We start from the raw sequence: 21,934 nt of genomic DNA, 5'->3' as shown, positions 1-21,934 counted from the left end.
CGAGTATCTCGCGTCAGAGGCCCCGGGAAAAACCCGCGGGACATGCCGTAGTCCGCCCCGTGGGACACCTCGACCCCACACGGACCCGCCCGGCTACTCTGGCTTGGTGCGCCCCCCACCGAAGGGCGTAAAGCCGACAGCCGTCGCACCCCAGGGAGCTGCATCCATGGCCTCGTTGCCGACCCCCGCCGCTGACAGCCGGACCCGAATCGACGCACTGCGCGAAGCGCTCGCCACCCGGGTGGTGGTGGCCGACGGTGCGATGGGCACGATGCTGCAGGAGCAGGATCCGACACTCGAGGACTTCCAGAACCTCGAGGGCTGCAACGAGGTCCTCAATGTGACCCGCCCCGACATCGTCCGCTCCGTGCACGCCGCCTACCTCGAGGTCGGCGTCGACTGCGTGGAGACGAACACCTTCGGCGCCAACCACTCCGCCATGGGTGAGTACGACATCCCAGAGCGCGTCTTCGAGCTGTCCGAGTCCGGCGCGCGGATCGCCCGCGAGGTCGCGGACGAGTTCACCGCGTCGACCGGGCAGCAGCGCTGGGTGCTGGGCTCCATGGGCCCCGGCACCAAGCTTCCCACCCTGGGACACGCCCCCTACACCGTGCTCCGCGACGGCTTCCAGCAGAACGCCGAGGGACTGATCGCCGGCGGCGCGGACGCGCTGCTGGTGGAGACGACGCAGGACCTGCTCCAGACGAAGGCCGCGATCCTGGGAGCGCGCCGCGCCATGAAGGCGGCTGGCGCCGACCTCCCGCTGCTCTGCTCGCTCGCCTTCGAGACGACCGGCACGATGCTGCTGGGCTCCGAGATCGGCGCGGCGCTGACCGCGCTGGAGCCGCTCGGCGTCGACATGATCGGTCTGAACTGCTCCACCGGCCCCGCCGAGATGAGCGAGCACCTGCGCTACCTCACCCGCCACTCCCGCATCCCCCTGCTCTGCATGCCCAACGCGGGTCTGCCGGTGCTCACCAAGGACGGCGCGCACTTCCCGCTCGGCCCCGAGGGCCTGGCCGACGCCCAGGAACAGTTCGTGGGCGACTACGGCCTCTCCCTGGTCGGCGGCTGCTGCGGCACGACGCCGGAGCACCTGCGCCAGCTCGTCGAGCGGGTGCGGGGCGTCGAGCCGGCGGAGCGCCGGCCGCGTCCGGAGCCGGGCGCCGCCTCGCTGTACCAGACGGTGCCGTTCCGTCAGGACACCGCGTACATGGCGATCGGCGAGCGCACGAACGCCAACGGGTCGAAGAAGTTCCGCGAGGCGATGCTCGCCGGCCGCTGGGACGACTGTGTGGAGATGGCCCGCGACCAGATCCGCGAGGGCGCCCACATGCTCGACCTGTGCGTCGACTACGTCGGGCGGGACGGCGTCGCGGACATGGCGGAGCTGGCGGGCCGCTTCGCGACCGCGTCGACCCTGCCGATCGTGCTCGACTCGACCGAGGTCCCCGTCATCCAGGCCGGTCTGGAGAAGCTGGGCGGCCGTGCCGTCATCAACTCGGTGAACTACGAGGACGGCGACGGGCCCGAGTCGCGTTTCGCGAAGGTGACCGCGCTGGCCAAGGAGCACGGCGCGGCGCTCATCGCGCTGACGATCGACGAAGAGGGCCAGGCCCGTTCGGCCGAGCACAAGGTGGCCATCGCCGAGCGGATCATCGACGACCTGACCGGCAACTGGGGCATCCACGAGTCGGACATCCTCATCGACACGCTCACCTTCACCATCTGCACCGGCCAGGAGGAGTCCCGCAAGGACGGGCTCAACACCATCGAGGCGATCCGGGAGCTGAAGAAGCGTCACCCGGACGTGCAGACCACGCTCGGACTGTCGAACATCTCCTTCGGTCTCAACCCGGCCGCGCGGATCCTGCTCAACTCCGTCTTCCTGGACGAGTGCGTGAAGGCCGGTCTGGACTCGGCGATCGTGCACGCGAGCAAGATCCTGCCGATCGCCAGGTTCGACGAGGAGCAGGTGACCACGGCACTGGACCTGATCTACGACCGCCGCCGTGAGGGCTACGACCCGCTGCAGAAGCTCATGCAGCTCTTCGAGGGCGCCACGACCACGTCGCTGAAGGCCGGCAGGGCCGAGGAGCTGGCCGCGCTGCCGCTGGACGAGCGGCTGCAGCGGCGCATCATCGACGGCGAGAAGAACGGTCTCGAGGCGGACCTCGACGAGGCGCTGCAGACCCGGCCCGCGCTGGACATCGTCAACGACACCCTGCTCGCGGGGATGAAGGTCGTCGGCGAGCTGTTCGGCTCCGGGCAGATGCAGCTCCCGTTCGTGCTGCAGTCGGCCGAGGTCATGAAGAACGCGGTCGCGCATCTGGAACCGCACATGGAGAAGTCGGACGCGGAGGGCAAGGGCACCATCGTGCTCGCCACGGTCCGTGGCGACGTCCACGACATCGGCAAGAACCTGGTCGACATCATCCTGTCCAACAACGGCTACAACGTCGTCAACCTCGGTATCAAGCAGCCGGTCTCGGCGATCCTGGAAGCGGCCAAGGAGCACCGCGCGGACGTGATCGGCATGTCCGGGCTGCTGGTCAAGTCCACGGTGATCATGAAGGAGAACCTGCAGGAGCTCAACCAGCGCAAGATGGCCGCCGACTACCCCGTCATCCTCGGCGGCGCGGCCCTCACCCGCGCGTACGTGGAGCAGGACCTCCACGAGATCTACGAGGGCGAGGTCCGCTACGCGCGGGACGCGTTCGAGGGACTGCGCCTGATGGACGCACTCATCGGAATCAAGCGCGGCGTCCCCGGCGCCGCTCTGCCGGAGCTGCGGCAGCGCAGGGTCAAGGCCGGCGCCGCGGTCGTCGAGGAGCGTCCGGAGGAGCCCGGCGGCCGTTCGGACGTCGCCACCGACAACCCGGTGCCCACCCCGCCGTTCTGGGGCACCCGCGTCGCCAAGGGCATCCCGCTCAAGGACTACGCCTCCTGGCTCGACGAGGGCGCCCTCTTCAAGGGCCAGTGGGGACTCAAGCAGTCGCGCGCGGGCGACGGGCCCTCGTACGAGGAGCTGGTGGAGACTGAGGGCCGGCCCCGGCTGCGCGGTCTGCTGGACCGTCTGCAGACCGACAACCTCCTCGAAGCGGCCGTCGTCCACGGCTACTTCCCGTGCGTGTCCAAGGGCGACGACCTGATCCTCCTGGGCGACGACGGCGCGGAGCGGACCCGCTTCACCTTCCCGCGCCAGCGCCGCGGCCGCAGGCTGTGCCTGGCCGACTTCTTCCGCCCGGAGGAGTCCGGCGAGACCGATGTCGTCGGCCTCCAGGTCGTCACCGTCGGCTCACGGATCGGCGAGGAGACCGCCAAGCTCTTCGAGGCCAACGCCTACCGCGAGTACCTCGAACTCCACGGTCTGTCCGTCCAGCTCGCCGAGGCCCTCGCCGAGTACTGGCACGCCCGCGTCCGCGCCGAACTCGGCTTCGCGGGCGAGGACCCGGCCGACGTGGAGGACATGTTCTCGCTGAAGTACCGCGGCGCGCGGTTCTCGCTCGGCTACGGCGCGTGCCCCGACCTCGAGGACCGCGCCAAGATCGCGGAGCTGCTGGAGCCGGAGCGGATCGGCGTCAAGCTCTCGGAGGAGTTCCAGCTCCACCCCGAGCAGTCCACCGACGCGATCGTGATTCACCACCCCGAGGCGAAGTATTTCAACGCACGCTGATCGGGCGAGTCGTACACTGGTCGGTCCAGTGCAGGCCGGTCGCCTGTCCCCGCGGGAATGCCGCCGGGACCAGGTGGCCGGCCTTCTCGTCCCTCCCGGAGGTGTGCCCATGACCAGCACGGTCCCCGCGTCGCTGACCCGTTCGGCGGAAGCGGCCGCACTGCAGGCCGTCTTTCTCGACATGGACGGCACCCTCGTCGACACCGAGGGCTTCTGGTGGGACGCGGAGGTGGAGGTCTTCGCCGGCCTCGGCCACCGGCTGGACGAGGCATGGCGGGACGTGGTCGTCGGCGGCCCGATGACCCGCAGCGCCGGATATCTCATCGAGGCCACCGGTGCCGACATCACCCTCCCGGAACTGACCGTGCTGCTCAACGACACGTTCGAGGAGCGGATCGCCCGCGGCGTGCCCCTGATGCCGGGCGCCGAGCGGCTGCTCGCCGAACTGGCCGCGCACAATGTGCCGACCGCGCTGGTCTCCGCCTCGCACCGGCGCATCATCGACCGCGTCCTCGCCTCCCTCGGCCCCCACCGCTTCATGCTTTCGGTCGCCGGGGACGAGGTGCCGCGCACCAAGCCGCACCCGGACCCCTATCTGCTCGCGGCCGAGGGGGTCGGCGCGGAACCGGCGAGATGCGCCGTCGTGGAGGACACGGCGACCGGTGTGGCCGCCGCGGAGGCCGCGGGCTGCCGGGTGGTGGCCGTCCCGTCGGTGGCCCCGATCCAGCCGGCCGACGGGCGGGCCGTCGTGACCTCGCTCGAAGAAGTCGACCTGCTATTTCTGCGGACGCTGATCAGCTCCAAGCAGTGATTCGCGCACTGCCCGTGTTTTCGAATGGGGAATGGGACAGGAACTCAGGGCAGCGGCACATATCTTTTCCGTGACCGGCGGCGCTATTGCCGAGCCGGTCACTGTTTTGTTCGGGGCGTGACCTTTGTCACTGTGCGTGCTGCCGCATCCTGGGTGATTTGTGCCTGATGCACCGTTCAGGCGCATGTCGCGCGGAGTCATGTGTCCTGATTGGTCAGCAAGTCGACCGATCTTCCGTGGTAGGGCCATCCACTCACAGGTATTGATGATCACTCAGTGAATACGGCTCAACTCGGGCCCGTTCACGCTTTCCTGGCGTCGCCGACTAATCTCGTCGCGAGAGCTTCGCTGCATCACCGTGGTGTCCCCGTCGGCCACCCAGCCGTCGGAAACGCAGGACCGATCGTCTGTATCCCGGCCCGATCGCGCCGCCCGGACCGGGCGGAGGCGGCGGAGTGTCTTGCGCACACATCGCTGTATCACAGTGCCGGATGCATGAGGGAGAACGTCCAGGATGAACCGTAAGACTTTGGTGTTGCCGACCGTGGTCGGCCTGCTCGCGCCCGTGCTCGTCGCCTGCGGCAGCACGGACGGCGGGTCGGGCGGCGGTGACGCCATAGTCGTGGGCACCACGGACCAGTTCGTCGCCGGCGAGGACGCCCCGGCACCCCTGGATCCGGCCTACGCCTACGACACCGGCGCCTGGAACGTCCTGCGGCAGACCCTGCAGACCCTGATGCACAGCCCCCGCGGCGGCGGCGAGCCCGTGCCGGACGCGGCGGAGTCCTGCCTCTTCACCGACACCGTGAGCGAGAGCTACCGCTGCAAGCTGCGCAGCGGCCTCCAGTTCGCCGACGGCACCCCGGTCACCGCGGAGGACGTCAAGTTCTCCATCGAGCGCGTGCTCGCCATCGACTCCGACAACGGCACCGCCGCCCTGCTCTCGAACATCGACACCATCGAGACCAAGGGCGACAACGAGATCATCTTCCATCTCGCCACGCCGGACTCCACGTTCCCGTACAAGCTCTCGACGCCGGCCGCCGGCATCGTCAGCAAGGAGGAGTACGACGCGAAGAAGCTGCGCGAGGGCTTCCAGGTCGACGGCTCCGGCCCGTACACGATGAACACCGAGACCGACGGCGACCGGATCTCCCGGGTCGTCTTCACCAAGAACCCGAACTACAAGGGCGACCTGCGGCTGAAGAACGACAAGGTCGTCCTGCGCTCCTTCGAGGACGCCGACTCGATGGGCAAGGCCCTCGAGTCCGGCGACATCGACCTGATGACCCGCACCATGTCCCCGGAGCAGATCAAGGGCATGCTGGACGAGCCCAAGGACGGCATCGAGCTCACCGAGATGCCCGGCCTGGAGATCCGCTACCTCGCCTTCGACACCAACGACCCGGCGGTCAAGGACAAGGCCGTCCGGCAGGCCATGGCCTCGCTCGTCGACCGCGGCCAGATCGCCGGCGAGGTGTACGGCGCCACCGCGGAGCCGCTCTACTCGCTCATCCCGAAGAGCATCTCCGCGCACACCAACTCGTTCTTCAACAAGTACGGCGAGCCCAGCCGCGAGAAGGCCGCCGCACTGCTGGACGAGGCCGGCATCGACACCCCCGTCGAGCTGACGCTGCACTACACCACCGACAAGTACGGCGAGGGCACCGCCAAGGAGTTCGAGGCGCTGCGCGACCAGCTGAACGCCAGCAAGCTCTTCGACGTCAAGATCAGGGGCACCGAGTGGTCCAAGTTCCGCCCCGCCCAGAAGCGCGGTGACTACGCGGTCTACGGCCTCGGCTGGTTCCCCGACTTCCCGGACCCGGACAACTACACGGCGCCGTTCCTCGGCGAGGGCAACTTCCTCAACTCGCCCTACGTGAGCGAGAAGGCCCGCGAACTCATCCCGCAGTCGCGGCGCGAGGCCGACCGCACGGCGGCCGCCCCGGCGTTCAAGCAGATCCAGGACATCGTGGCCAACGACGTCCCCGTGCTGCCGCTGTGGCAGGGCAAGCAGTACGTCGCCGCCCGCGACGGTGTCATCGGCGTCGAGTCGGTGCTGAACACGAGCTCCGACCTCCAGCTCTGGGAGCTCTCCAAGGGCGGCGGCGTGTGATCCGCGCGGCCCACTGACACCGACGGCCGGCCTCCGGGAGCTGCTTCGAGCAGCCACCGGAGGCCGGCCGTTTCACGGCGCGAACCTGGCGCAGACGGAACGTCAACGCCGGGGGCGCCGGTCCTACTTACTGGGCGCCGGGGCGGACCAGACCGCTCTCGTACGCGTACACCGCCGCCTGGACCCGGTCGCGCAGGCTCAGCTTCGTCAGCACATGGCCGACGTGCGTCTTGACGGTCGTCTCGCTGACGAAGAGGTCCGCCGCGATTTCCGCGTTGGACAGACCGCGGGCGACCAGCTTGAGCACCTCGACCTCACGGTCGGTCAGCGTGTGCAGCGTGTGCAGCGTGTCCGGAACCGGGTCCTCGCCGGACGGCAGATGGTCGGCGTACTTGTCGAGGAGCCGGCGGGTGATGCTCGGCGCCAGCATCGCTTCGCCCGCGGCGACCACCCGGATCGCCTGGACCAGCTCGCCCGCGGGCGCGTCCTTCAGCAGGAAGCCGCTCGCGCCGGCCCGCAGCGCCTCCACCACGTACTCGTCGAGATCGAAGGTCGTCAGCACCAGGACCTTCGCCGGGCCGTCCCGGCCGGGGCCGGTGATCTGCCGGGTCGCCTCCACGCCGTCCATCCGGGGCATCCGGATGTCCATCAGCACCACGTCGGGCTGGAGCGCCCGGACCTGGTCGAGCGCCTGGAGGCCGTCCCCGGCCTCGCCGACCACCGCGATGTCCTGCTCCGCCTCGAGGATCATCCGGAAACCGGTGCGCAGCAGCGGTTGGTCGTCGACCAGTAGGACGCGGATAGCCACGGGTACTCCTTCTTTAGACCGGGCCCATTCTGCCCTGACCATCCTCTGCCGACTCGCGCGGGGAAACACTCAGCGGATAAACCGGGGGAGTGCCGCCGAATTCCGGACACACCGACCGGTGATCGCACCAGCCGCACAACTTCGTCGGCCGCGGCCGCCAGTCACCCGTCTCCGTCGCCTGCCGGATCGCCTCCCACAGGGCCAGCAACTTGCGCTCCATACGCTCCAGATCGGCCGGCACCGGGTCGTACGTCAGCACATCGCCGCTGCCCAGATACACCAGTTGCAGCCGGCGTGGCATCACCTGCTTCAGCCGCCAGATCACCAGCGCGTAGAACTTCATCTGGAACAGCGCGCCCTCGCTGTACTCGGGACGCGGGGCCTTGCCCGTCTTGTAGTCGACGATGCGCACCTCGCCCGTCGGCGCGATGTCCACCCGGTCGATCACACCGCGCAGCCGCAGCCCCGAATCGAGCTCCGTCTCCACGAACATCTCCCGCTCGGCCGGCTCCAGCCGTGTCGGGTCCTCCAGCGTGAACCAGCGCTCCACCAGCCGCTCCGCCTCGCCGAGCCAGCGCGACAGCTGCTCGCCGCCCGTGTCCTCGGCGAAGAGCTCGCCCAGCTCGGGCCGCGACTCGAGCAGCCGGTCCCACTGGCCGGGAATCATCGCCTTCGCGCGCGGCGCGGTCCGCTCGGCCGCCGGATCGTCGAAGAGCCGCTCCAGCACCGCGTGCACCAGCGTCCCGCGCGTCGCCGCCTCGCTCGGTTTCTCGGGCAGCCTGTCGATCACCCGGAACCGGTAGAGCAGCGGGCACTGCATGAAGTCGCTCGCGCGGGACGGCGAGAGCGACGCGGGCCGCGCGACGCGGGGGGGCTCCTCCGCGACGGTGGTCTCCGCCCGCGCGGGCGGCACCGGCGCGCAGTCCTCCGCGCCGCTCTCCGCGACGTCCTCCACGGTGGACGCGGCGGTCACCGCCACCGGCGGTTCGCCGGACGGGACCGGCACGGAAGCTCCACCGGACGCGACCGGCTCCGCGGGCTGCTGGCTCGTACTCATGACCCAGACCCTACGGCCCGCCACTGACAGCGAGCGGCATACCATCGACCACAGCACCCGAGCACTGCATCATTTCGAGCGGACGACGCACGACCGAGGCGTCCGCAACGAAGGGAACCCGTGAAAGAGGACGACACGAGCGGCGAGCGCGAGCGGACGGGAACCGGACCGGACAAGCCGTCCCGCACCGGCACGTCCCGGCGCCCCGCCGGGCCCGGCGGCGGCATCCTCATGGGCCGCCCCTTCGGCGTACCCGTCTACGTCGCCCCCAGCTGGTTCGTCGTCGCCGCGCTGATCACCTGGGTCTTCGGCGGACAGCTCGAGCGCGTGCTGCCCGAGCTCGGCAACGCACGCTACCTGGTGTCCCTGTTCTTCGCCGTCGCCTTCTACGCCTCCGTGCTCGTCCACGAACTGGCCCACACTGTCGCGGCCCTCCGCTTCAAACTCCCGGTGCGCCGCATCCAGCTCCAGTTCTTCGGCGGCGTCTCCGAGATCGAGAAGGAGACGGAGACCCCGGGCCGTGAATTCTGGCTCGCCTTCGTCGGACCGCTGCTCTCCCTCGCCCTCGGCGGTGTCTTCTACCTCGGCCTGTACGCCGTGGAGCCGGACACCGTGCCCGGCGTCCTCCTTGCCGGTCTGATGATCTCCAACCTGATCGTGGCCGCCTTCAACCTGCTGCCCGGCCTCCCGCTCGACGGCGGCCGGATGCTGCGCGCCGTCGTCTGGAAGATCACCGGCAGGCCCATGGCCGGCACCGTCGCCGCCGCCTGGGTCGGCCGCGCCCTGGCCGTCGCCGTCCTCATCGGCCTGCCGCTGCTCACCCACACCGGCGTCCTCGGGAACGCCACCGAGGACATCGGCGGCATGGAGACCGTCACCGACGCCCTGCTCGCCGCCATCCTCGCCGCGATCATCTGGACCGGCGCCGGCAACAGCCTGCGGATGGCCCGCCTGCGCGAACACCTGCCCGAGCTCGCCGCCCGCGCCCTGACCCGCCGCGCCGTGCCCGTCGAGTCCGACACCCCCCTGTCCGAGGCCCTGCGCCGGGCCAACGAGGCCGGCGCCCGTGCTCTCGTCGTCGTGGACGGTCAGGGCGACCCGACCGGACTGGTCCGCGAGGCCGCCATCGTCGGCGTCCCCGAACACCGCCGCCCCTGGGTCGCGGTCGGCGGCCTCTCCCAGGACCTCACCGAAGGCATGAAGGTCCCCGCCGAACTCGCCGGCGAAGCGCTGCTCGACACCCTGCGGACCACACCCGCCAGCGAGTACCTCGTCGTCGAGGAGACCGGCGAGATCTACGGCGTCCTGTCCGCCGCGGACGTCGAGCGGGCCTTCGTCGCAGCCATGGCACGACCCGGTTCCTGAAGCCCATACACTGGTCACATGTCCGAACCGACCGGTGCCGCCCGCCGACGCGGGCCCTTCAAGGTCGGGGACCAGGTCCAGCTCACCGACCCCAAGGGACGCCACTACACGTTCACGCTCGAGGCCGGAAAGAACTTCCACACCCACAAGGGTTCTTTCCCCCACGACGAGCTGATCGGCGCTCCCGAGGGCAGTGTTGTCCGTACCACGGGAAACGTCGCCTACCTCGCGCTGCGCCCCCTGCTCCCCGACTACGTCCTGTCCATGCCCCGCGGCGCCGCCGTGGTCTACCCCAAGGACGCGGGGCAGATCCTGGCCTTCGCCGACATCTTCCCCGGCGCCCGCGTCGTGGAGGCCGGGGTCGGCTCCGGCTCGCTCAGCAGCTTCCTCCTGCGCGCCATCGGCGACCACGGCATGCTGCACTCCTACGAGCGCCGCGCGGACTTCGCCGAGATCGCCCAGGCGAACGTCGAGCGCTACTTCGGCGGCCCCCATCCCGCCTGGCGGCTCACCGTCGGCGACCTCCAGGACAACCTGACCGACGCCGACGTCGACCGGGTCATCCTGGACATGCTCGCCCCCTGGGAGTGCCTCGAGGCCGTCTCCAAGGCGCTCGTCCCCGGCGGCATCCTGTGCTGCTACGTGGCCACCACCACCCAGCTCGCGCGCACCGTCGAGTCCATCCGCGAGATCGGCTGCTTCGCCGAGCCGCAGCCGTGGGAGTCGATGATCCGCAACTGGCACGTCGAGGGCCTGGCCGTGCGCCCCGACCATCGGATGATCGGCCACACCGGCTTCCTGGTCACCGCCCGCCGCCTCGCCGACGGTGTCGAGCCCCCGATGCGCCGCCGCCGGCCCGCCAAGGGCGCCTACGGCGACGACTACGAGGGCCCCAACAAGGGCTGACCGAGGCCGCGCCCGAGAGGGCAGAGGGCCGCACCCGACACAACGCACCGAAGCCGCCGCCCAGTTCCCGTGCCCCGCACGGAACTGGGCGGCGGTTTCCTCGTGTTGGGCCCGGAGCGCCCGACGGGCCTTTACCCGAGCCTTACGGACCCCGCTGTTCCGGTCCGGTGTGACGTATGGCACGATGCTGGCCACCCCCGCCGGCACAGCCCTCCCAGGAGACCCCTCGCGTGCAGAACTCGGCAGCCGTCCCGGACCTCGCGCACACCCACGCCCGCCCGGTGCACTGGCTGGCCACCGCGGCGGCGATGGCCGCGGTCGTCGCGGCCGCCGGACTCGTGCAGCCCGACCCCGCCACCGCCTCCCAGCCCGGCGGCGGTCCCGAGACCACTACGGCGGCGGCCCCCGTCCCCGGACCCGACCCGGCGGCCGTCCGGCTGCCCCTCGAATGCGGTGACCTCGGCAACGTGGTCGTCAAGAAGGCGACGGGCGACCTCGACGGCGACGGTGCGCCGGAGACCGTGGTGGCCGCGCGGTGCGACGCCGGCTCCGGCACGCCACCCAGCGGCGTCTACGTGCTCGCGAACGCGCGGGACGCGGGCCCCAGGGTCGTCGCCACCCTCGTCGAGCCCGCCCGGAAGCAGAGCGTCGGCGCGCTCGCGATACGTGACGCCACGATCACGGCCACCCTGCTCGGCTACTCGTCGGCGGCCGTGCCCGGCTGCTGCCCCGACGTACGGGAACAGGTCAAGTGGCGGTGGCAGGGCGGCAAGTTCGTCCAGGGCGCCCGGCCGGCGGCTCGGAGTGTGTGACCCGTCACTGAGCGTCGGGGCCGTAGACCTCCACCTTGTCCGAAACCCGTCGCACGTGGATGCAGTCGCCCGGGCACTCCTTCGCCGAGTCCACGACATCGGTCAGCAGCGGCAGCGGCACCGGCGTTGTGGCGCCCGGGTTCTGCAGCAGCTCGTCCTCGCCGGACTTCACGTACGCCAGCCCGTCGATGTCGAGCTCGAAGACCTCGGGCGCGTACTGCGCGCAGATCCCGTCCCCCGTGCACAGGTCCTGGTCGATCCAGACCTCGAGCGCCTCTGCGGCGCCTTCGGTGGGAACCTCGTGCTGCACGGTCATATCTCCTGCCGTTTCCTTCGTCGGGTGTAGCTCTGTGATGCAAGTCGTGCCACCCCTGACGGGTGTTGAACGCTTCGACGATACAACCGCCCGCTTCCCGATGTTGCTGGGTGGGTATCCCGTGGGTATTCCCCTCGCAGAGGTGAAGAGCGCAAGGGTGAAGATCGGACACACCCCTTACGTCTTTGTGATCTAGGGGTTTCAATCACCACCCACACAGGTAGGGTCAGGAAGCGTCCAGCTCCCCTTGGAGGAGGTGAGGACCGTGGCAGCCCACGACGACGACATCAACCGCGGCATCCGGCCGGGGCGGGGGTCTGAAGACCCAGCCGGCCAGGTCGCCTATCTCGAGCAGGAAATCGCCGTCCTGCGCCGCAAGCTCGCCGACTCTCCGCGACACACGAGGATTCTCGAAGAGCGGATCGTCGAGTTGCAGACAAACCTGGCCGGCGTGTCCGCTCAGAACGAGCGGCTCGCCAACACGCTCCGTGAGGCCCGCGACCAGATCGTGGCCCTCAAGGAGGAGGTCGACCGGCTCGCTCAGCCGCCGGCCGGCTTCGGTGTCTTCCTGCAGACCAACGAGGACGGCACCTGCGACATCTTCACCGGGGGCCGCAAGCTCCGGGTGAACGTCAGCCCCAGCGTCGAGCTCGAAGAGCTCCGGCGCGGCCAGGAGGTCATGCTCAACGAAGCGCTCAATGTGGTCGAGGCCATGGAGTTCGAGCGCGCCGGGGACATCGTCACCCTCAAGGAGATCCTCGAGGACGGCGAGCGCGCCCTGGTGATCGGCCACACCGACGAGGAGCGGGTGGTCCGGCTCGCCGAGCCCCTGCTGGACATGAGCATCCGCCCCGGAGACGCCCTGCTGCTCGAACCCCGCTCGGGTTACGTGTACGAGGTGATCCCCAAGAGCGAGGTCGAGGAGCTGGTCCTCGAAGAGGTCCCCGACGTCGACTACACCAAGATCGGCGGTCTCGGCGGCCAGATCGAGATGATCCGCGACGCGGTCGAGCTCCCGTATCTGCACCCGGACCTGTTCAAGGAGCACGAACTGCGGCCGCCGAAGGGCATCCTGCTCTACGGCCCGCCCGGCTGCGGCAAGACGCTGATCGCGAAGGCCGTCGCCAACTCCCTTGCCAAGAAGGTCGCCGAGGTGACCGGCAGGCCCGCGGGGAAGAGCTACTTCCTCAACATCAAGGGCCCCGAGCTCCTCAACAAGTACGTCGGTGAGACCGAGCGGCACATCCGCCTGGTCTTCCAGCGTGCCCGCGAGAAGGCCAGCGAGGGCACCCCCGTCATCGTCTTCTTCGACGAGATGGAGTCCCTCTTCCGCACCCGCGGATCCGGCGTCAGCTCGGACGTGGAGAACACCATCGTCCCGCAGCTCCTCGCCGAGATCGACGGTGTCGAGGGCCTGGAGAACGTGATCGTCATCGGCGCCTCCAACCGCGAGGACATGATCGATCCCGCGATCCTGCGGCCCGGCCGGCTCGACGTCAAGATCAAGATCGAGCGTCCGGACGCGGAGGCCGCCAAGGACATCTTCGCCAAGTACCTGACCCCCTCCCTCCCGCTGCACGCCGACGACCTCGGCGAGCACAGCGGATCGAAGGAGGCCGCGGCCCACGCCATGATCCAGTCGGTCGTGGAGCAGATGTACGCGGAATCCGAGGAGAACCGCTTCCTCGAGGTCACGTACGCCAACGGCGACAAGGAAGTCCTCTACTTCAAGGACTTCAACTCCGGCGCGATGATCCAGAACATCGTCGACCGGGCCAAGAAGATGGCCATCAAGGCCTTCCTCGACCACAACCAGAAGGGCCTTAGGGTCTCCCACCTCCTCCAGGCATGCGTGGACGAGTTCAAGGAGAACGAGGACCTGCCCAACACCACCAACCCCGACGACTGGGCCCGCATCTCCGGCAAGAAGGGCGAGCGGATCGTCTTCATCCGCACCCTCGTCACCGGAAAGCAGGGCGCGGACACCGGCCGGTCCATCGACACGGTGGCGAACACCGGTCAGTACCTGTAAAGGCACACCGGCTGCGGATGCCGCCGGCCCCCCGCCTGAGGCAGGGGGCGGCGCATCCGCAGCCGGCTGCTTTCCGGACAGGGTCCGGCCACACCGCACCAATGACGAAATTGATCTCCCCAGCCACGCAGCGGCGTTCTAGGCTCTTTCGTACCGCCGGGTCGCGCAGTGCGGGGACGGGCACCGCGCACGCACCGGAGCACCCGCGGTACTTGAGCGCCGTTCCCGGAGGGGAACGCCGCCGGGCAAGGAGGGCCGCATGACCGTACGGCGAGTAATGGGCATCGAGACGGAGTACGGGATCTCCGTCCCCGGCCACCCGAACGCCAATGCCATGCTCACCTCGTCCCAGATCGTCAACGCCTACGCGGCGGCGATGCACCGGGCGCGCCGCGCCCGCTGGGACTTCGAGGAGGAGAATCCGCTGCGGGACGCCCGCGGCTTCGACCTCGCCCGCGAGGCCGCCGACTCCAGCCAGCTCACCGACGAGGACATCGGCCTGGCCAATGTCATCCTCACCAACGGCGCCAGGCTCTACGTCGACCACGCCCACCCCGAGTACAGCTCGCCCGAGGTCACGAACCCGCTCGACGCCGTCCTCTGGGACAAGGCGGGGGAGCGGATCATGGCGGAGGCGGCCGAGCGGGCCGCGCAGCTCCCCGGCGCCCAGCCGATCCACCTCTACAAGAACAACACCGACAACAAGGGTGCCTCCTACGGCACGCACGAGAACTACCTGATGAAGCGGGAGACCCCCTTCTCGGACATCGTGCGCCACCTCACCCCGTTCTTCGTCTCCCGGCAGGTCGTCACCGGCGCGGGCCGGGTCGGCATCGGCCAGGACGGCCACGAGCACGGGTTCCAGCTCAGCCAGCGCGCGGACTACTTCGAGGTCGAGGTCGGCCTCGAGACCACGCTCAAGCGCCCCATCATCAACACCCGCGACGAGCCCCACTCCGACGCGGAGAAGTACCGCCGCCTCCATGTGATCATCGGCGACGCGAACCTCTCCGAGATCTCCACGTACCTCAAGCTGGGCACCACCGCCCTGGTGCTCTCGATGATCGAGGACGGCTTCATCGCGGTCGACCTCGCCGTCGAGCAGCCGGTGCGGACGCTGCACCAGGTCTCGCACGACCCGGGCCTCAAGCAGCTCATCACGCTCCGCAGCGGCCGCACACTCACCGCCGTGCAACTCCAGATGGAGTACTTCGAGCTCGCCCGCAAGTATGTCGAGGACCGCTTCGGCGCCGACGCGGACGACCAGACCAAGGACGTCCTGGCCCGCTGGGAGGACACCCTGGGCAGGCTCGAGACCGACCCGATGAGTCTGGCCGGCGAGCTGGACTGGGTCGCCAAGCGCGAGCTCATGGAGGGCTACCGCCGGCGCGACCAGCTCGAGTGGGACGCCGCCAGGCTGCACCTGGTCGACCTCCAGTACGCGGACGTACGCCCCGACAAGGGCCTCTACAACCGCCTGGCGGCCCGCGGCAGGATGAAGCGCCTGCTGGACGAGGGCGCGGTCGAGCGGGCGCGGACGAAGCCTCCTGAGGACACCAGGGCCTATTTCCGCGGCCGCTGCCTCGACCAGTACGCCGACGACGTGGCCGCGGCCTCCTGGGACTCGGTCATCTTCGACCTGCCGGGCCGTGACTCCCTGCAACGGGTCCCCACCCTGGAGCCCCTGCGCGGCACCCGCAACCACGTCAAGGAGCTGCTGGACCGCTGCCGTACCGCGGAAGACCTGCTCCGGGTGCTCGCCGGGGGCTGAAAAGGCCTCCGACCGGGAATCATGAAGGTGGGCCCCGGACGTTGGAGGAAGTGCGGGGCCGATGTCGGACCCCGCGAGTAGGGTCTGATCAGATACGTCGAACCGAGCGGGGTGAGGTGCATGGCGACCAAGGACACCGGCGGCGGACAGCAGAAGGCGACGCGCTCCAACGAGGAGGCCGAGGAGCAGGCGCAGGAGGCGCAGGCCGCGGACGACCTCCAGGAGCGCCAGGAGAAGCTCTCGGACGATGTCGACTCGGTTCTCGACGAGATCGACGACGTCCTGGAGGAGAATGCCGAGGACTTCGTTCGGTCATTCGTACAAAAGGGCGGTCAGTAGCCCTGGTCTCCCCCCGGTGCCGTCGGCGAAAGCCGGTGACACCGGGGCGGATGACCGCCGTTGGCGCGGGTAATGTCCGTGCACAGCTTGAAAGATCGGCCCGCGCGCGAAGCGGCGGGCCGCCGCCAATCCGGAAGGAAACGCGTGGAAGCCAACCCTCGTAGCACCGGGCGTCTACCGGCTGCCTTCCTGACGCCTGGTTCGTCGTCATTCATGGACTTCCTGGGCGACCACTCGCCCGACCTGCTGCCCGGCAAGCGGGTCCTGCCGCCCCTGCAGGGGGCCATCGAGGCGCCGCACGGGACGACGATCGTCGCCACCACCTTCCCCGGTGGTGTGGTGCTCGCCGGTGACCGGCGGGCGACGATGGGGAACATGATCGCGCAGCGCGACATCGAGAAGGTCTTCCCGGCCGACGAGTACTCGGCGGTGGGCATCGCGGGCACCGCGGGCCTCGCCGTGGAGATGGTGAAGCTGTTCCAGCTGGAGCTGGAGCACTTCGAGAAGGTCGAGGGCGTCCAGCTCTCCCTGGAGGGCAAGGCGAACCGCCTCTCCACGATGATCCGCAGCAACCTCGGCATGGCCATGCAGGGCCTCGCCGTCGTCCCGCTCTTCGCCGGTTACGACATCGACCGCGAGAGGGGCCGCATCTTCTCGTACGACGTGACGGGCGGCCGCTCCGAGGAACAGGGCTTCGCGGCGACCGGCTCGGGCTCGATCTTCGCCCGCGGATCGATGAAGAAGCTCTACCGCGAGGACCTGACCGAGCAGCAGGCCACCACGCTGGTGATCCAGGCGCTGTACGACGCGGCGGACGACGACTCGGCGACGGGCGGGCCGGACGTGGCCCGGCGTATCTATCCGATCGTCACCGTGATCACGGAGGAGGGTTTCCGCCGGCTCACCGACACGGAGAGCTCCGAGATCGCGCGTTCCATCCTCGAGGGCCGCCTCACCCAGCCCGACGGTCCGCGCGCCGCGCTGCTGTGACGGTGACGGCTCCGATGTACTCGCCTCTGACAGAAAGGGACGGATAGCCGGTGTCGACGCCGTTCTATGTCTCACCCCAGCAGGCCATGGCCGACCGGGCGGAGTACGCCCGCAAGGGCATCGCCCGCGGCCGCAGCCTGGTCGTGCTGCAGTACGCCGACGGCATCGTCTTCGTCGGCGAGAACCCGTCCCGTGCCCTGCACAAGTTCAGCGAGATCTACGACCGGATCGGCTTCGCCGCGGCCGGCAAGTACAACGAGTACGAGAATCTCCGCATCGGCGGCGTGCGCTACGCGGACCTGCGTGGTTACACGTACGACCGCGACGACGTCACGGCCCGCGGCCTGGCGAACGTGTACGCGCAGACGCTCGGCACCATCTTCTCGAGCGCCGGTGAGAAGCCGTACGAGGTGGAGCTGGTGGTCGCCGAGGTCGGCGCCTCTCCGGAGGGCGACCAGATCTACCGGCTGCCGCACGACGGTTCGATCGTGGACGAGCACGGCTCGGTCGCGGTCGGCGGCAACGCGGAGCAGATCAGCGGTTTCCTGGACCAGCGGCACCGCGACGGCATGTCGCTGGCGGAGGCACTGAAGCTGGCCGTGCAGGCGCTTTCCAGCCAGTCGAACGGGAACGACCGGGAGATCCCGGCGGAGCGTCTGGAGGTCGCGGTCCTGGACCGTACGCGGCCTCAGCAGCGGAAGTTCAAGCGGATCGTGGGCCGGCAGCTGGCGCGACTGCTGGAGGCCGACGGCGCGGCTTCCACACCGACGGACGCGCCGTCGGACGAGGAGACGGACGAGACCGAGGGCACGTCCGGTACGGGCACTCCCGGCGCCGCCGGCCCGGGCCCCAGCACTCCCGGCACCAGCACCCCGGACAGCCCGGACCAGTCCGGCTGACCGACGGCCGCGCCCCGGACCGCCCGTCCGTGCGGTCCGGGGCGCGGTCATGTCCGGGTGCGCGTCAGGCCGCCGGTGGCGCGGAGGAGCCCCGTACGACGAGTTCGACGGGCAGGCTGCCCTCTTCGGGGCGCCGGCCGTCGAGGACGTCGAGGAGCGCCGTCATGCCGCGTTCTCCGACCTGTTCCGCGGGCAGCCGGACGGTGGTGAGTTCCGGTTCGACTGCGGTGGCGAGGGCGAGGTCGTCGAAGCCGGTGACGGTGACGTCCTCCGGCACCCGCAGCCCGAGCCTGCGGGCGGCCTTGCAGGCGCCGGCGGCGAGGATGTCGTCGTCGCAGACGATGGCCGTGGGGCGGGGTCCCGGGGCGGTGAGCGCCCGTACGGCGGCCTCCCGGCCGCTGTCCACGTCGAGCGGTGCGGTGACCGTGTCCACGTGGGCGCCGGCGACGGCGTCGGTCGCGGTGTGCAGGGCGCCGGCGCGTACGTCGAAGGTCCAGGAGGCGACGGCGGAGGCGAGGTGCACGATCCGCCGGTGGCCGAGCGCGAGCAGGTGGTCGGCGACCTGGCGCATCCCGTCGGCGATGTCGAGGTTGACGTGGGCGGCGGCGCCGGTGTCGGCGGGGTCGCTGTCGAGCATGACCAGGGGCAGGTCGGTGCCGCGGATGGCGGTGAGGGCCTGGGCGGCCATGGAGGAGGCGATGACGCCGTCCAGGGCGGCGCGGGCGGAGGCGAAGGGGTCTCTGGCGGGTCCGACGCCTTCGGGTGAGGGGTACAGGACGACGCCGAAGCCGTGCCGGGCGGCGACGGCGGCCGCCCCGGTGTAGACGCGGGCGAAGAAGTCGTTGGTGAGGGCGGGGACGACGAGGAGCGCGGTCCTGGTGCGGCCGAGGCGCAGGCTTCGGGCGGCCAGGTTAGGCCGGTAGCCCAGTTCCTCTGCGGCGTCGCGGACCACGGCGGCGGTCCGTTCGGAGACCCGGCCGCGCCATTTGTCGCCGAGGACGAGGGAGACGGTGGCCTGGGAGACGCCGGCGGCGCGGGCGACGTCCCGGCTGGTGGGGCGGCCCGCGTCTGCTCCGGCGGCGGGGGGACGGTCCTGCTGGGCCCGGTGTGCCATCTGCTCCCGCCCTCGGCCGCCCGTCGGTGGTGTCGCGGGGTCCGGGGCGGCGGCGCTGTGGACCCGCGGACTGTCGACATGGTACGTATGGAGCTCACGTTATACGTAAAACCTCGCCGCGGCCGCCCGCTGCGGAGACGGGGCAGAAGGGACGGCCATGGCCGCCGGTTACGCAGACCTCCTCAAGCAGCCGCACGCCGCACGGCTGCTCACCGGCACCCTCGTCGGCCGGCTGCCCAACGCGACGGCCCACATCGCCATCGTGCTCTTCACCCGCGCGGAGGGCGGCAGCTACACCCTCGCGGGCGCCCTCGCCGCCGTGTACGGCCTGGCCACCGCCGTCGGCCAGCCGCTGCTGGGCCGGGCCGTGGACCTGTACGGGCAGCCCAGGGTGCAGCTCCCGGCCGCCGTCGTCTCGGCGCTCGGCATGTCCCTGCTCGCCGCGGCCGGCACCGGATCGCTGCTCGTCGCGTACACCGCGGTGACCGTCGCCGGGCTGTTCACCCCGCCGCTCGAGGGAGGGCTGCGCGCCCTGTGGCCCAGCGTGCTGGGCCAGGAGGAGCGGGTGCACCGGGCCTACGCCATGGACGCGGTGGCCCAGGAGATCATGTTCACCGTCGGTCCGCTGATGGTGACGCTGCTGGTCTCGCTCTGGTCGCCCGCCGCCGCGCTGCTGGTGATCAACGCCATAGGGGTCGTGGGCGCCCTGTCGGTCGTACTGTCCGAGCCGTCCCGCGCCTGGCGCTCCGCGCCGCGCGAGGCGCACTGGCTGGGCGCGCTGCGCTCGCCCGGACTGCTCGCGCTGCTCGGCGCGTTCTTCTTCGTCGGTCTCGCCCTCGGGTCCATCACGGTCGCGGGCGTGGCCTACGCCGACGACCACGGGCGCGAGTCCGTGTACGGCTGGCTGATGGCCGCGCTGGGCCTCGGCGCGCTGATCGGCGGCACCGCGTACGGGGCGCGCCAGTGGGCCGGGCCGCCGGAGCGGCGCCTGCGGATCATCGTGGCGCTGCTGGCCCTCGGCTACCTCCCGCTGGCGCTCACGCCCGGCGTGGTGGCGATGACGGCGCTGTCGGCGCTCGCCGGCGTGTTCCTCGCCCCCGCGATCGCCTGCGCGTTCATCGTCGTCGACCGGCACGCGCCGCGCGGCACGGTCACCGAGGCGTTCTCCTGGCTGGTGACCACCTTCGGCGTGGGCGCGGCCGCCGGCACGGCCGTCGCGGGCCCGGCGGTCGAGATCGGCGGTACGGCATGGAGTTTCGCCGTCGCCGGAGCGGGAGGAATCGCCGCACTGCTGGTTCTGACGACCACTCAGCGGGTACTCGCAGTTCCGGGCCGGAGCGAGGACATCACCGGGTCCGGAGCCCATGCCGTCACCCGCACTTCGGAAAATGATCGAAACGGTGCCGCCCAACCCGGTTTCAGCTCAGGCCCTGAGGCGTAATGTTCAGACATGGACCGCCGCATTTTCGGGCTGGAGAACGAGTACGGCGTCACGTGCACGTTCAGGGGACAGCGCCGACTGTCACCTGACGAAGTGGCGCGCTACCTCTTCCGCCGTGTCGTGTCATGGGGCCGCAGCAGCAATGTCTTTCTGCGGAACGGCGCCCGCCTGTACCTCGACGTGGGTTCGCATCCGGAATACGCAACACCCGAATGCGACAATGTGACCGAGCTGGTCACGCACGACAAGGCCGGCGAGCGCATTCTCGAAGGCCTTCTCGTCGACGCCGAACGCCGCCTGCACGAGGAGGGAATCGCGGGCGACGTCTATCTCTTCAAGAACAACACCGACTCGGCGGGAAACTCCTACGGCTGCCACGAGAACTATCTCGTCGCGCGTCACGGCGAGTTCTCGCGGCTGGCCGACATCCTCATTCCGTTCCTGGTCACCCGGCAGCTGATCTGCGGTGCCGGAAAGGTACTGCAGACGCCCCGCGGAGCGGTCTACTGCGTCAGCCAGCGCGCGGAGCACATCTGGGAGGGCGTCAGCTCCGCCACCACCCGCTCGCGCCCGATCATCAACACCCGTGACGAACCGCACGCGGACGCCGAGCGGTACCGCAGGCTCCACGTCATCGTCGGCGACTCCAACATGTCGGAGACGACGATGCTGCTGAAGGTCGGCGCGACCGACCTGGTGCTGCGGATGATCGAGGCGGGCACGGTCATGCGCGACCTCACCCTGGAGAACCCGATCCGGGCCATCCGCGAGGTCAGCCACGACATCACGGGCCAGCGCAAGGTACGCCTCGCCAGCGGCCGGGAGGCCTCCGCGCTGGAGGTGCAGCGCGAGTACTACGAGAAGGCGGTCGACTTCGTCGACCGGCGCGGCATCCGCACCGGCACGGTCGAGCAGGTGCTGGAGCTGTGGGGCCGCGCGCTGGACGCGATCGAGGAGGAGGACCTGGACCGGATCGGCACCGAGATCGACTGGGTCATGAAGTACAAGCTCCTGGAGCGGTACCGGGCCAAGCACAACATGTCGATGTCGCACCCGAGGGTCGCGCAGATAGACCTCGCCTACCACGACATCCACCGCCGGCGCGGGCTGTACTACCTGCTTGAGAAGAAGGGCCAGGCCGCCCGGATCTGCAACGACCTGAAGATCTTCGAGGGCAAGTCGGTGCCCCCGCAGACCACCAGGGCGCGGCTGCGGGGCGACTTCATCCGGCGGGCGCAGGAGCAGCGGCGGGACTTCACCGTCGACTGGGTGCACCTCAAGCTCAACGACCAGGCGCAGCGCACCGTGTTGTGCAAGGACCCGTTCCGGTCGGTCGACGACAGGGTGGAGAAGCTCATCGCCGGTATGTGAGCCGCTCGACGGCAGGTGATCTCGCCGTCGGCCGACGCTTTCCGGGCGTGTCGCACGTGTGTCGGAACGTCACCCGGGCCCCGTACGTTTCTCGTGCGGGGCCCTCGGCA

17 protein-coding genes are annotated in these 21,934 nt (G+C 70.0%); 13 read left to right on the top strand and 4 right to left on the bottom strand.

Annotated features, from left to right (window positions below; genetic code table 11):
* The first annotated feature begins 166 nt into the window (after window positions 1–166).
* The 3 genes from metH (at window position 167) to ACWD01_RS21080 (ending at window position 6,603) form a co-directional block, all read left to right on the top strand.
* Window positions 167–3,676, top strand: a complete 3,510-nt coding sequence (metH, locus tag ACWD01_RS21090; protein ID WP_451163988.1) for a methionine synthase — start codon at window positions 167–169, stop codon at window positions 3,674–3,676.
* A gap of 109 nt (window positions 3,677–3,785) precedes the next feature.
* Entirely contained in the window at window positions 3,786–4,487 is a 702-nt protein-coding gene (locus tag ACWD01_RS21085; protein ID WP_451163986.1) for an HAD family hydrolase, read from the top strand.
* Window positions 4,488–5,001: 514 nt separating this feature from the next.
* Window positions 5,002–6,603, top strand: coding sequence for an ABC transporter substrate-binding protein (locus tag ACWD01_RS21080; protein ID WP_451163984.1), 1,602 nt, complete (start codon window positions 5,002–5,004; stop codon window positions 6,601–6,603).
* Window positions 6,604–6,730: 127 nt separating this feature from the next.
* On the opposite strand, the gene ACWD01_RS21075 is transcribed toward ACWD01_RS21080, so the two are convergent.
* The gene (locus ACWD01_RS21075) at window positions 6,731–7,411 is read right to left on the bottom strand and encodes a response regulator (RefSeq protein WP_451163982.1); all 681 of its coding nucleotides are present in this window, start codon (window positions 7,409–7,411) and stop codon (window positions 6,731–6,733) included.
* A gap of 13 nt (window positions 7,412–7,424) precedes the next feature.
* Window positions 7,425–8,468 (bottom strand): PD-(D/E)XK nuclease family protein, encoded by a 1,044-nt coding sequence (locus ACWD01_RS21070; protein ID WP_451163980.1) that lies wholly within the window; start codon window positions 8,466–8,468, stop codon window positions 7,425–7,427.
* Between the two features lie 120 nt (window positions 8,469–8,588).
* On the opposite strand from ACWD01_RS21070, the gene ACWD01_RS21065 reads away from it, so the two are divergent.
* The 3 genes from ACWD01_RS21065 to ACWD01_RS21055 all read left to right on the top strand — a co-directional run bounded on the left by ACWD01_RS21065 (window position 8,589) and on the right by ACWD01_RS21055 (window position 11,551).
* Window positions 8,589–9,833 (top strand): site-2 protease family protein, encoded by a 1,245-nt coding sequence (locus ACWD01_RS21065; protein ID WP_451163978.1) that lies wholly within the window; start codon window positions 8,589–8,591, stop codon window positions 9,831–9,833.
* A gap of 18 nt (window positions 9,834–9,851) precedes the next feature.
* A complete protein-coding gene (locus ACWD01_RS21060; RefSeq protein ID WP_451163976.1) occupies window positions 9,852–10,739 on the top strand; it encodes a tRNA (adenine-N1)-methyltransferase in 888 nt (295 codons plus the stop codon).
* A 230-nt stretch (window positions 10,740–10,969) separates the two neighbouring features.
* Complete coding sequence (locus ACWD01_RS21055; protein ID WP_451163974.1) at window positions 10,970–11,551, top strand: hypothetical protein; 582 nt, start codon at window positions 10,970–10,972, stop codon at window positions 11,549–11,551.
* Between the two features lie 4 nt (window positions 11,552–11,555).
* Here the strand turns inward: ACWD01_RS21055 and ACWD01_RS21050 are convergent, their stop codons facing one another.
* Complete coding sequence (locus tag ACWD01_RS21050; RefSeq protein WP_356895144.1) at window positions 11,556–11,867, bottom strand: ferredoxin; 312 nt, start codon at window positions 11,865–11,867, stop codon at window positions 11,556–11,558.
* A 265-nt stretch (window positions 11,868–12,132) separates the two neighbouring features.
* On the opposite strand from ACWD01_RS21050, the gene arc reads away from it, so the two are divergent.
* The 5 genes from arc to prcA all read left to right on the top strand — a co-directional run bounded on the left by arc (window position 12,133) and on the right by prcA (window position 17,898).
* Window positions 12,133–13,899 carry a proteasome ATPase gene (gene arc, locus ACWD01_RS21045; protein WP_451163972.1) on the top strand — a complete coding sequence of 589 codons (1,767 nt, stop codon included), beginning with the start codon at window positions 12,133–12,135 and terminating at the stop codon, window positions 13,897–13,899.
* A 259-nt stretch (window positions 13,900–14,158) separates the two neighbouring features.
* Window positions 14,159–15,670, top strand: a complete 1,512-nt coding sequence (dop, locus tag ACWD01_RS21040) for a depupylase/deamidase Dop (protein ID WP_451163970.1) — start codon at window positions 14,159–14,161, stop codon at window positions 15,668–15,670.
* A gap of 120 nt (window positions 15,671–15,790) precedes the next feature.
* Window positions 15,791–16,009, top strand: a complete 219-nt coding sequence (locus ACWD01_RS21035; RefSeq protein ID WP_451163968.1) for a ubiquitin-like protein Pup — start codon at window positions 15,791–15,793, stop codon at window positions 16,007–16,009.
* A gap of 144 nt (window positions 16,010–16,153) precedes the next feature.
* Complete coding sequence (prcB, locus tag ACWD01_RS21030; RefSeq protein WP_356895136.1) at window positions 16,154–16,999, top strand: proteasome subunit beta; 846 nt, start codon at window positions 16,154–16,156, stop codon at window positions 16,997–16,999.
* A 50-nt stretch (window positions 17,000–17,049) separates the two neighbouring features.
* A complete protein-coding gene (gene prcA / locus ACWD01_RS21025) occupies window positions 17,050–17,898 on the top strand; it encodes a proteasome subunit alpha (protein WP_356895134.1) in 849 nt (282 codons plus the stop codon).
* 64 nt (window positions 17,899–17,962) lie between these two features.
* Here the strand turns inward: prcA and ACWD01_RS21020 are convergent, their stop codons facing one another.
* Window positions 17,963–19,012: a LacI family DNA-binding transcriptional regulator gene (locus tag ACWD01_RS21020; RefSeq protein WP_451163965.1), complete on the bottom strand. Its 1,050-nt coding sequence runs from the start codon at window positions 19,010–19,012 to the stop codon at window positions 17,963–17,965.
* Between the two features lie 157 nt (window positions 19,013–19,169).
* Between ACWD01_RS21020 and ACWD01_RS21015 the strand changes: the two genes are divergently transcribed.
* Together ACWD01_RS21015 and pafA are read left to right on the top strand one after the other, a co-directional pair.
* Window positions 19,170–20,453 carry an MFS transporter gene (locus ACWD01_RS21015; RefSeq protein WP_451163963.1) on the top strand — a complete coding sequence of 428 codons (1,284 nt, stop codon included), beginning with the start codon at window positions 19,170–19,172 and terminating at the stop codon, window positions 20,451–20,453.
* Between the two features lie 9 nt (window positions 20,454–20,462).
* The gene (pafA, locus tag ACWD01_RS21010) at window positions 20,463–21,824 is read left to right on the top strand and encodes a Pup--protein ligase (protein ID WP_356895128.1); all 1,362 of its coding nucleotides are present in this window, start codon (window positions 20,463–20,465) and stop codon (window positions 21,822–21,824) included.
* Window positions 21,825–21,934: the final 110 nt, after the last annotated feature.

This window comes from Streptomyces sp. NPDC002835 (assembly GCF_053591995.1).
This window is presented reverse-complemented; position numbering and strand designations above follow the sequence as displayed.